We start from the raw sequence: 12,381 nt of genomic DNA, 5'->3' as shown, positions 1-12,381 counted from the left end.
ACAATAAGAAAAAATAAAAAGATTGTAATGACAGGCCTTTAAGCAGGGAGCAAAAAAAGTAATTATTGCAGCATAATTGTAAAAACATAGCATACATAAAAATAAGTGTATGCTATGTTTTTCCTTTTTATATTTGGCAAAAGTAGCAGGAGGAAATCATAAGCATGGCTTGCAGAGAAGTGTCGATAAAAAAGAAGAAGGAGCAAAATATATATTTATATTACGGAGCCAATATAAAACGTGCATGTATTCTTTTTTCATGTGGAATGATATTAGGTGGAATATTAACGATATATTCGCAATTGCATCGTGGTGAAAGCTTGCATTTTTTTACAGAAAAAGATTTAGGGATTGGAGCAGTTCCAAGTTTTAGTTCGATTTTTTTAAATAATATAATAGTGGGTATGTTGTTGGCGATGGGGATTATATGGGGAAGATTATTAAGTCAGGTAATACTTTTAATAAATGGAGTTTTATTAGGTATAGTAATAAGTTCCTATTATTATGTACAGGATTCGGCAAAAGTCCTGTTATCTTTGTTGCCACATTCAGTGATAGAGGTATGTTGTTTATTAATGTGTGCCTCAATAGGAATGAGTAAGTATAAAAAATATAGAATAGCTGATGATATGAAACTGATAGGCAGCATCGTTTTAGGATATATGATTGCGGCAGCAATAGAGGTCTCGCTCTCCTATAAAATGGCACAATTTTGGACATAGGTAAAAAGAAAATGATAAAGTGGGAATATTATAGAAAATTTAAAGAGAGATTTCAGACAGTATTTATTTTAAAAAATTTAGAGTTTAAAAGAGCGTATGCAATCTATTGGGTGTTAAAAATAATACAGGCAATTGTAATCTATGGAGTGGCCAATGGTTTCAGGGAGAAAAAATATTTTGACGTCGTAATGGTTATCTTGATTTTGATAAATTGGATGTTAGAGGTTAGAGAGTCAAAGGCAAGATTATATACTACGACGAAAAAGAGCCATATGAAGGAATTTTATCTGACCAATAGCAAGTATTCGAAAGTGTCTTTTATAAGAGGGATGGCAGCATCGGAAGTATTATGGAATATGGGGGAGGGGATAGGGATTTCTTTCCCGTTAATATTTGTTCTCGTGATAAAAAAGACGCATAATCTAGGCACCTCAATGATTGTGACATGTTTAGCCATAATCATTCTATATAGCATAGAATTTTTAATGCTTCTTTTTGAACACAAAAAAGTTAGGTATCTGGAATTAATAGTTAAGACAATATGGATAGGTGTGTTTGTTGGACTGGGAAATTACGTAAGTGCGTGGGTTTTATCATGTCCGTTAAATAAAAAGACGAATGTAATGGAAGCAATGAAAGAATGGATAAACGGAATACATAGTCTTAAGTTTGCGATTGACATGAATACTATTTTTAGAATAGGTGTGTTACTGTTTTTGCTAACATTGTATGTTATTTGGCTAAGAAAACAAAAAGATAAAAATTCAATATACGGCTCATTGGAACTTAAGGTAAGAGATTTTGGATTATTTCCAATTATCTTTATCTCGTTTTTCTCAGGAATTTTGATGAAGCAAGGCGGAGGAAAAGAAGAGATTGTTTATTTGATTAATATGTTGATAATATCGTATACAATTTCCTTTTTGCTGGATGATATATTTTATTTTCATGATGAGCTGTCGATTGATAGTGAGGAAGAAAAGATTTATTATTGGAAAACTAATTTAAAAAAATTATTAGAATACAAGGAAGGAATCTATACACATTTTTATGTGAAAAGAATCATTGTTTTTTATGCCATATTTTATGTTGGAACTATTTATGACATAACAGATGTGTACAGAATGTTATTTGGCATAACCACTGTTTTGCTGATGTGCGCTATTGGATTTTACGAAAAGAATCTGGCGGTCATAAATTCTCCGGTTCGCATAACGAAGGACTATGGGACGACAAAGTATGATAGAAACAGAACAATTGAAAATAACGTAATTGGTGGGAAATTATTATTGATAGGCATAGTACTTTCCATTCCTGCCATTCTTTATGCGTGTAATGAAGTGGCGCGTAATGTTTTTTATGTGTTGCAAATGTTCGAAATTTTAGGATTAGTGCTATATGTAATAATGGTAAAAAAGAATTTGAAAATTAAAATGGAAGAAAAACATTGGATGATCCAATTGTTTGACGAGGACGATGGTATATGACATGGATGGGTATACACGATTTAAGTAAAAAAATAGGGGAAAAAACAATTTTAAAGAACATTGATTTGGAGTTAAAAGGTGGAAAAATGATTGCACTTTTAGGACCAAATGGTGCAGGAAAAAGTACATTGTTTAGATGCATAAGTGGATTAGCGCAAATTGACGCAGGGGAGATTCTAATCGATGCAAATAATCCTGAAAAAGATGCTGTTTATGTTTTTGAACAGCCTGTTTTATATGAGAACTTAACAGCAAGAGAACATCTGAGGTTTGTAAAAGATATTAATGATTTAAAAGAGACAGAAGAGGAATGGTGGATAGAGCGTTTTGGGATAGCGGAGTTTGCAGACAAAAAAATCATGGATTGCTCGCTGGGAATGAAAAAAAGAATTCAATTAATGTGTGCAATGGTGATAAAACCTTCTATTTTGTTATTAGATGAGTATGTGTCTGGATTAGATCCTGTAAGTTTAAAAATTATTCAAGAAATATTGCGAGAATACGCTCAAAAGGGAAACATGATTTTACTTGCCACACATATTTTATCAGTAGCAGAAAGTGTCTGCGATGCTGTCATTTTTATGCAGGATGGAGAAGTAGTACAACAGGTAGAAAATATGAATTGGTTAAAAAATAAATACAGTTCCTTAGAGGATTATTACTTTACTATGGTAAAAGAAAATCTGCAAAAAGGAGATGGCAGAAAAAATGTTGTACCAATAGCACATTGAAGAAGGGAAACTAGTATATTATGAAAATGAATATGAAAAGTGCATTGATAAAAATCTGGGAAGGAATCGGAATTATAAGCATTCTTTTGTTGCTCTTCCTCCCAAATGGCAAAACAATGATGAACTCGATTTTGGAAACACAAAATGTGAAAGGCAGCATGTACATCGGCATGAGTATTGCGGACTTTACAGCCATGGGACTTTTCTTGCTTGTGTATGTTTCAAGTCTGATTTTCTTTCGAAAAGAAAGCATGACAAAACTATTTTCCGTGTTGGCTAACGCCTTAATGATAATTACCCTTATCAGCCGGATGATGTTTTAATACAAATTTTACGATTTACCGTGGAAAAGTGCTTGCTTTTTTTCCCTACTCCATATATAATTCAGTACAGATTATATTAACCGAAGTATAATATAACCGCAAATTATGGATTGGCGAAATACTATTATAAATGATGCATTTTGCGGACTAAGAGGAAGGGATGGTAGACAAATATGAAGTTATTTGAAGGTGGCGCGTATCTGGTAAATGGTACAGAACTTGTGGCAGACGGCCCGGATGCAGCAGCGATTGTAAAAAGTAAAACCGGTCAGGAAGTGACCAAGAAAGAGGCTGCAACACAGACAATTGCCTACAATATTTTAAAAGAGCACAACACATCGGGAAGCATGGACAAGCTCCAGATTAAATTCGACAAGCTGACTTCTCATGACATCACATTTGTAGGAATTATTCAGACGGCGAGAGCGTCAGGATTGGAGAAATTCCCAATTCCTTACGTTTTGACAAACTGCCATAACAGTTTGTGTGCAGTAGGTGGAACCATCAATGAAGATGATCACATGTTTGGTCTTACCTGTGCCAAAAAATACGGCGGTGTTTATGTACCACCTCATCAGGCAGTGATTCACCAGTTTGCAAGAGAGATGCTTGCCGGCGGTGGAAAAATGATTTTAGGTTCCGATTCTCATACCCGTTATGGTGCGCTTGGTACCATGGCAGTTGGAGAAGGCGGACCAGAGCTTGTAAAACAGTTATTAAGCAAAACCTATGACATTGATATGCCAGGTGTTGTCGGTGTATATCTGACCGGTATTCCAATGAAGGGAGTAGGTCCTCAGGATATTGCACTTGCCATCATCGGTGAAGTTTTTGACAAAGGTTATGTGAAAAATAAAGTCATGGAGTTTGTTGGACCTGGTGTTGCAAACTTAAGCGTCGATTACCGTATCGGTGTCGATGTTATGACAACAGAGACTACCTGTTTATCTTCCATCTGGAGAACAGACGATAAGGTAAAAGAATTCTACGACATTCACGGAAGAACCGGCGATTACAAAGAATTAAATCCTGGAAATGTTGCATACTATGATGGAATGATTGAGATTGACTTAAGTACAATTAAGCCAATGATTGCAATGCCGTTCCACCCAAGTAACACATACACCATCGAGGAATTAAATAAAAACCTAATGGACATCTTAGATGACTGTGAGAAACGTGCACAGGTCAGCTTCGATGGAGCCGTTGACCTTGACTTAAAGAGCAAAGTCAGAAACGGAAAATTATATGTCGATCAGGGAATTATCGCAGGCTGTGCCGGCGGCGGATTTGAAAATATCTGTGATGCCGCAGATATTTTAAAAGGAAGTTCCATCGGACCAGATGAATTTACGTTAAGCGTATATCCTGCAAGTACTCCAATTTATATGGAACTTGTGAAAAACGGAGCCGTTGCAGCCTTGATGGAAACAGGTGCCATTGTAAAAACTGCATTCTGTGGACCATGTTTTGGTGCTGGTGATACGCCTGCAAATAACGCATTCTCCATCCGCCACTCCACCAGAAACTTCCCGAACCGAGAAGGTTCTAAGGTACAGAACGGACAGGTTGCATCCGTGGCACTTATGGATGCGCGTTCTATCGCAGCAACAGCTGCAAACAAAGGTTATCTGACAGCCGCAACAGACGTGGATGTCAACTTTACAAAACCAAAATATTTCTTTGATAAGACTATTTACGAAAACAGAGTCTTCGACAGCAAGGGAGTTGCAGATCCATCCGTAGAGATTCAGTTTGGACCGAACATCAAAGACTGGCCAAAGATGAGTGCATTGCCTGAAAACCTTGTTTTAAAAGTTGTTTCCGAGATTCACGATCCGGTTACCACAACAGATGAGCTGATTCCATCCGGTGAGACATCTTCTTTCCGCTCCAACCCTCTTGGATTGGCAGAATTTGCACTTTCCAGAAAAGACCCAATGTATGTTGGCCGTGCAAAAGAGATTCAGAAGGCACAGAAAGCGTTAGAAGCTGGGGAATGTCCGGCAACTGCTTTTGAGGAAATCAAACCAGTAATGAATGCAATCGAGGCTGCTTTCCCAGGAACTTTAAACGATGCAGAGAACAAAGAAGGCTATATCGGATTCGGAAGCACCATTTTTGCTGTAAAACCAGGTGACGGTTCCGCTCGTGAGCAGGCGGCATCCTGCCAGAAAGTACTTGGCGGATGGGCAAATATCGCCAATGAATATGCGACAAAACGTTATCGTTCCAACCTGATTAACTGGGGTATGCTTCCATTCATCATTGAAAAAGGTGATTTACCTTTCGAGAACCTGGATTACTTATACATCCCGGGAATCCGCAAGGCAGTAGAGGATAAGGTACACGAACTTACCGCTTATGTGGTAAAGGACGGGGCTGCAAAAGAGTTTAAGCTTCAGTTAGGTGACCTTACCGATGACGAGAGAGAAATCATCTTAAAAGGATGCCTGATTAACTATTACAGAGGATAAATTCAACTACATACATAATTGAATTGTGTAGCGTTTTTCTCTGAAAAAGAAAGATTTACGAAAAATTAGAGCCGGCGCATTTCTTATGCGCCGGTTTTGTGTTATGATAAAGAAAACGTCTTATGATACACAATGGATGACAGGCAAAGGGGGAATTCTTTTGGAGAAACAGGTGGATACAACGCAGGAAAAATCAAAAACACCAGAGCATAAAGGGTGGGATGCGAAACAATATCTGATAGTGGGGCTTGTTGTATTTTTAACATTCTGTTGTTGCATTTTATTTTTCTTTATGATTTACCGGTACAACGGTTTTGCAGAATTCTGGAAGAAACTGGTACAGGCACTTCAGCCGGTAATTATCGGACTCGTGGTGGCATATCTTTTGAATCCGGTGATGAAATTTCTGGAAAAATATCTGTTAAGATTCTTAAAACCGCGGATGAAGAGTGAACGAAGAGCGAAGAAATTATCGCGGGCAATTGCAATTATCGGTGCGCTTTTGATTCTGGTTGGAATCTTTGTACTATTGATTGCAAGTATTGTACCTTCCATTGCCGCAAGTATAGAAAGCATGATAATAAGTCTGCCAACAGAGGTAAATAATCTGATTGACTGGATTAACCACCTGGCAGAAGGCGACAGTAAATTTGCAGATGTGGCAGAACAGATTCTGGTGCGGGGCAGTGATTATGTCGAAAATTTTGTACAAAAAGATTTACTGCCACAGGCACAGACTTATATTACATCGATTACAAGTGGTGTAATCAACGTGGTCAAGTTCCTGCTTAATATTGTGATTGGACTGATTATTTCGGTTTACGTGATGGCAAGCCAGGAGACATTTGCAGGACAGGCAAAGAAAATTATTTACGCTATCTTTAAACCGGTTCGTGCGAACGTAATTGTGGAAACAGTTCGTAAGAGTAATGAGATTTTTGGTGGATTTATCAGTGGCAAGATTTTAGACTCAGCGATTATCGGAGTGCTTGCCTATGTGGTATTGTCGATTATGAAAATGCCGGATACTGTGCTGGTAGCGGTGATTATTGGTGTGACGAATGTCATTCCGTTTTTTGGACCGTTTATCGGTGCGATACCAAGTTTCTTGATTATTGTGCTGCAAAATCCGATTCAGGGCGTGTATTTCCTGATTTTTGTCATTATTTTACAGCAGATTGACGGAAATATTATCGGACCAAAGATTTTGGGCAACTCCACCGGACTTTCCTCCTTCTGGGTTGTATTTGCAATCTTACTGTTTGGTGGAATGTGGGGCTTCTTTGGAATGCTTCTCGGTGTACCAATCATGGCAGTAATCTATTATGTCGTAGAACGTGTCGTAGAATACTGGCTGAGAAAAAGAAAACTGCCGGAGGATACGGTATCCTATGTTCATATGACGAGTGTGGACCGGAAAACAAACGAACTTCGCTATGAAGAGACGGCTCTGAAAGAGAAGTCAAAAGCAGAAAAAGAGAAGGATAAGGAAGAGGCCGAAGCTACAAAATGGGACAGTGAACATGACGAGCTTTCGGACACAGATCTTCGCAATAAAATCAAATAGAACTACAAATTTAGTTAAAAATGGCATTTCTCGAAAATCCCGTGAAAAACGTGAGATTTGAGGTGCCATTTTTTTCGAATATTTTTGACATCTATAGGCCTGTATGATACACTAAAATTAATTATAGATACGATGAAATAACTAGACACACTTGGTTCAAAACATCAAGATATAGATGTATATTTCCAAAGAAAAGCACATTTTGAGGTGACAGAATTGGATAAGTATGAATACAAATTAAAGCTGGATCAGATGAAATCTTTGGCAGCAGAAGGGGATTATACAACTGCGGCAGAGATAGCAGATTCGATTAACTGGCGTAAAATAAAAAATGTGACGGCACTTGTAAAAGCAGGTGAAATCTATGAACAGACAGGACGTTATGAGGAGAGCAAAGAACTGCTTTTACAGGCGTATGACCGATCCCCAATCGGAAGAATGATTGTGTACCGTCTTGCCGAGGTTGCCATCAAGATGAAAGATTTTGGTGAGGCAAAGGATTATTACGACGAGTTTGTGGAGATTGCTCCGCACGACAGTCTGAAATATATTCTCCGCTATGATATGAGCAAGGCAAAGGGAGAGGATAACAAGGCACAGATTGCAATTTTAGAGGAGTTAAAAGAGCAGGAATATACCGAAGAATGGGCATACGAACTTGCTTATCTCTACCACAAAGAGGGAATGAGTGAGAAGTGTATCGCAGCCTGTGACGAACTGATTCTCTGGTTTGGCGACGGTCCATATGTAGAGCGAGCCTTAGAGCTTAAGATGCTGTACCAGCCACTTACCAAACAGCAGGAAGAGAAATACCGTATGTTCCGTCAGAAACATGCTGGTATCACGGAAGTTCGTCCCGAAGACCGGCTTGAGTCCGGCGAGATTGTAAACCAGCCGGTTCAGATTCCACAGGTAAAAGTGAATGCAGAGCGTTTCAATACCGTAAATCTCCAGGAAGAGCTTGCAAAGAGCATGCAGCAGATTATGGATGCAACAGAAAAAGATGATGTGGATAACACGATGGACAACATCAAAAAGATTGCAGAGGAGATTCCATATTTGCAGATTCCGCATAAGGAAGAAGGAGAGGAAGAGGAGCGTTTTGGCCATATCGAGACAGATGAGGAGATTGACGATTCCCTGAAAACGAATTTCCAGGAGATGCTCGCAGAGGAAAATGACGGACAGATGAGCCTTTATGTACCGGAGAAGACTGCGGCAGAAAGACAGATTACCGGTCAGCTTGACATTGATGATATTCTTGCAGAATGGGGCAAGACCATGCGTGCAGCAGAGGTAAGTCTTGAGGATGCAAACCAGCGTAAGCTTGCGTCTGCGAAGGCAAGAGCACTCCAGGAAGCAGGCGACATCATGGAGCGTCTGGTGGATGTAATACCGAAGCTTGATTCCGGTCTGACACCGAAAGAGTTATTAGAACAGGAATACTTAAAAGACTCCGTGCATACGATGAAAGATACGGCTGGCGCAGCAGACGCGGCATCCAAGGCGTCCGCATGGGTTGCACCACAGATTCAGGATATGCCGGTAGAAGAAGCTGGAAAACTGGTGGAAAATATGAACAATATTCTGCAGCGCGAGATTGACCGTGTGAGCGCAGAAAACAGTCATATTGATGCGCAGCTCGCAGCGGCAGGAGCGCTCACAGAAGAAGAGTTCCGTGCATTGACACAAGGACTTGATATGCAGGAACATCCTGAAGTTTCTGAGAATCAGGAGCAGGAGTATTCAGAAGCTGCTGAGAATTCGGAACAGAACTATCCGGAATATCAGGAGACAGAATTTCCGGGAGAGGAGCCTGAATTTGACGATTGGGAAGAACCTGCCCAGGAAGAAGTTTTGCCGGAGGTTGAACTCCCAGAGGATTTGGTGGTATCCGTGGAGGATGTAGCAGGCGACAATACAGAAGTAATGCCAGAAGCCGAGACAGCGTTCCAGGAAGCTGCGTTAGAAGAAGAGTTCCCGCAGGATGAACTGGAACAGAATTCAGAGGAAGAACTTTCCCAGATTGAATTCGAGCAGGATGCAGAAGAGGGAGAACTTCCACAGATTGAAATTGAACAGGATGCAGAAGAGGAAGAGGAGCTTCCACAGATTGAGATAGAAGAACAAGAATTTGAAGAACAGGAAACAGATGGGGAAGAACTTCCGGTAATCGAAGAACCGGAATTGACCGAGGAAGAAGAAAAAGAGCCTCGCACAATCACCAAGCTGTCAGAAGAAGAGGAAGAAATTTTCTCTTATTTTGTGCCTATCACTGGTATGAAGGAGCAGATTTGCCAGGCAATGACCGGAATCATCCGCCATTTGGAATCCAATGAGAATTCCGGTTGTGGAAACCTGATTATTCAAGGTGACAGAGGTTGCGGAAAAACAGTTCTAGCTACAGATGTAGTTAAAGCAATACAAAAAGAAACCGGAAAACCAAATGGAAAAATCGGTAAAATCGAAGGTGCGGTATTGAACCAGAAGGATATCGTACAGTTGCTCAAAAAGATTTCCGGTGGCTGTTTAATCATTGAAAAAGCAGGAGAGATTTCAAGGGAGACAGCCGTAAAACTTTCCCTTTTAATGGAAGCGGAGACAAGCGGACTTCTGATTATTTTAGAGGATACTTCCCGCGGAATTCAAAAGGCACTCGGAAAAGACCAGGGATTTGCATCGAAGTTTACCGAGAAGTTAAATATTCCTATTTTTACAAGTGATGAACTGGTTTCGTTTGCAAGAACCTATGCAAACGAACTTGGATATAACATTGATGAGATGGCAGTCCTTGCACTGTACAACCGAATCAGCAATATCCAAAAGCTTGATCAGGCGACAACCCTGACCGAGGTAAAGGAGATTGTGGATGAGGCAATCGCCAGAGCCGAAAAAGGAGGAATTAAAAAAGCATTCAGTATCCTGACTGCGAGACGTTATGATGAAAATGATAATGTCATTTTGCATGAGAAGGATTTTGATGAATAAACAATAGAAATTGGGGGGAATACATATGGCATACTTTTCAGAGTTGGATCGTTACCTGTTTGGACAGGCAACACATTATGAGATTTATCAAAAGTTAGGATCTCATTTTCGAACGGAACAAGGGGAAAAAGGAGTATGCTTTGATGTCTGGGCGCCAAATGCAGAACGCGTATGGGTCATTGGAAGCTTTAATGGCTGGAATGAGACGTCCCACGAAATGAAGAGACTTGAACCGCACGAGATGGGAATCTACGAACTGTTTGTTCCAGGGTTACAGGAAGGGGAACTGTACAAATACCTGATTGAGACAAAACAGGGTGAGCGTTTATACAAAGCGGACCCGTTTGCAAACTATGCGGAGCATCGTCCGGGAACAGCATCGGCATTGTATGACCTGAAGGGAATCCATTGGAGTGATGATGCATGGATGAGGGAGCGCGATGGCAGGGAAGATGTCTATGCGCAGCCAATGGCAATCTATGAAGTGCATCCGGGTTCCTGGAAACGTCATCCGGGAAGAGACGATGATGGTTTTTACTCTTACCGGGAATTGGCAGATTCTTTGATTCCATATGTCAAAGAGATGGGTTATACCCACATTGAGCTTATGGGAATTTCCGAATATCCGTATGATGGTTCCTGGGGTTATCAGGTGACCGGTTATTATGCACCGACCTCCAGGTATGGAACACCGAAGGATTTTGCGTATTTTGTAAATGAGTGCCATAAGCATAAAATCGGAGTCATCTTAGATTGGGTTCCGGCGCATTTTCCAAAGGATGCGCATGGGCTGGCAAACTTTGATGGAACCCGTCTGTATGAGTACGCGGATCCTAGAATGGGCGAACATCCAGACTGGGGAACCAAGATTTTTGATTATGGAAAAAATGAAGTAAAGAATTTCCTCATTGGAAGTGCCTTGCTTTGGGTGGAACAGTTCCACATTGACGGACTTCGTGTGGATGCGGTTGCGTCCATGCTCTATCTGGATTATGGAAAAGAAGAAGGCCAGTGGATCAGAAATAAATATGGCGAAAATAAGAACCTTGAGGCAATTGAATTTTTCAAACATATCAATACGCTGATTACAGGCCGCCACCACGGCGTGGTAATGATTGCGGAGGAGTCTACGGCATGGCCAATGGTAACAGGCCCGGCAGAACAAGGCGGTCTGAATTTTTCCTATAAATGGAACATGGGCTGGATGCATGATTTCTTAGACTATATGAAATTAGACCCGTATTTTCGAAAAGGAAATCACAACAAGATGACTTTTGCTATGAGTTATAATAGCAGCGAGAGATATATCCTGGTGTTATCACATGATGAAGTCGTTCATCTAAAGTGCTCCATGATTAACAAGATGCCGGGAGAAGGCTGGGAGAAATTCCAGAACCTTATGGTTGCCTACGCTTTTATGATGGGGCATCCGGGCAAAAAACTTTTGTTCATGGGACAGGAGTTTGCACAGCTTCACGAGTGGAGTGAAGAATGTGAGTTAGAGTGGTATCTTCTTGAAAATGCAAACCACAGGCATGTGCAGAATTTTGTAAAAGCGTTATTGCATTTATACCGCAAGAATCCATCCATGTATGAATTAGACACGGAATGGGGCGGATTTGAGTGGATCAATGCCAACGATGCAGAACGGAGTATCTTTAGCTTTGTAAGAAAAAGCAAGGATGATAAGAACCATCTGCTCTTTGTCTGCAACTTTACACCGGTTGCAAGAGAGGACTACCGTGTAGGTGTGCCGGAGCTGAAATCATATAAGCTGGTTTTAAACAGCGATGATGCAGAGTTTGGCGGAAGTGGAGCAAAGCGCCCAAAGACCTACAAGGCAAAGGCATCTGAGTGTGATGGAAAACCGTATTCCATTGGATACAAATTACCGGGTTACGGAGTTGCAGTTTTCCAGTATTAGAAATTAGAATCCGGGCGAATTCGCAGGCGATATTATTTTGAATTCGTCAAAATAAAACTTTATAAAAAAGCTGATGAAACCGATATATATATCAGCTAAGGATGGCGCACAATTTTCGAAGGAACGAAAAATGCGCCATTTTTACGCCCATTTGTAAGGCGT

The 12,381-nt window shown here is 40.4% G+C and carries 8 protein-coding genes; all 8 read left to right on the top strand.

Annotated features, from left to right (window positions below):
* Positions 1-164 precede the first annotated feature (164 nt).
* The 8 genes from BIV16_RS12325 to glgB all read left to right on the top strand — a co-directional run bounded on the left by BIV16_RS12325 (position 165) and on the right by glgB (position 12,219).
* The gene (locus BIV16_RS12325) at positions 165-722 is read left to right on the top strand and encodes a stage II sporulation protein M (protein WP_075680407.1); all 558 of its coding nucleotides are present in this window, start codon (positions 165-167) and stop codon (positions 720-722) included.
* Between the two features lie 11 nt (positions 723-733).
* The gene (locus BIV16_RS12320) at positions 734-2,209 is read left to right on the top strand and encodes a hypothetical protein (protein ID WP_143524736.1); all 1,476 of its coding nucleotides are present in this window, start codon (positions 734-736) and stop codon (positions 2,207-2,209) included.
* Positions 2,206-2,940: an ABC transporter ATP-binding protein gene (locus BIV16_RS12315; protein ID WP_075680405.1), complete on the top strand. Its 735-nt coding sequence runs from the start codon at positions 2,206-2,208 to the stop codon at positions 2,938-2,940. The genes BIV16_RS12320 and BIV16_RS12315 overlap by 4 nt, the downstream gene beginning before the upstream one ends.
* 20 nt (positions 2,941-2,960) lie before the next feature.
* Positions 2,961-3,263, top strand: a complete 303-nt coding sequence (locus BIV16_RS12310) for a hypothetical protein (RefSeq protein WP_075680404.1) — start codon at positions 2,961-2,963, stop codon at positions 3,261-3,263.
* Positions 3,264-3,436: 173 nt separating this feature from the next.
* A complete protein-coding gene (locus BIV16_RS12305; protein WP_075680403.1) occupies positions 3,437-5,740 on the top strand; it encodes a hydratase in 2,304 nt (767 codons plus the stop codon).
* Between the two features lie 160 nt (positions 5,741-5,900).
* Positions 5,901-7,307 carry an AI-2E family transporter gene (locus BIV16_RS12300; protein ID WP_242940370.1) on the top strand — a complete coding sequence of 469 codons (1,407 nt, stop codon included), beginning with the start codon at positions 5,901-5,903 and terminating at the stop codon, positions 7,305-7,307.
* 207 nt (positions 7,308-7,514) lie between these two features.
* A complete protein-coding gene (locus BIV16_RS12295; protein ID WP_242940369.1) occupies positions 7,515-10,295 on the top strand; it encodes a tetratricopeptide repeat protein in 2,781 nt (926 codons plus the stop codon).
* 25 nt (positions 10,296-10,320) lie between these two features.
* The gene (gene glgB / locus BIV16_RS12290; protein ID WP_075680401.1) at positions 10,321-12,219 is read left to right on the top strand and encodes a 1,4-alpha-glucan branching protein GlgB; all 1,899 of its coding nucleotides are present in this window, start codon (positions 10,321-10,323) and stop codon (positions 12,217-12,219) included.
* Positions 12,220-12,381: the final 162 nt, after the last annotated feature.

Origin of the sequence: Roseburia sp. 831b, from assembly GCF_001940165.2 — a bacterium.
GTDB lineage: Bacteria > Bacillota > Clostridia > Lachnospirales > Lachnospiraceae > Roseburia.
Note: the sequence above shows the minus strand (reverse complement) of the source record. Positions and strands in the feature narration are given on the sequence as shown.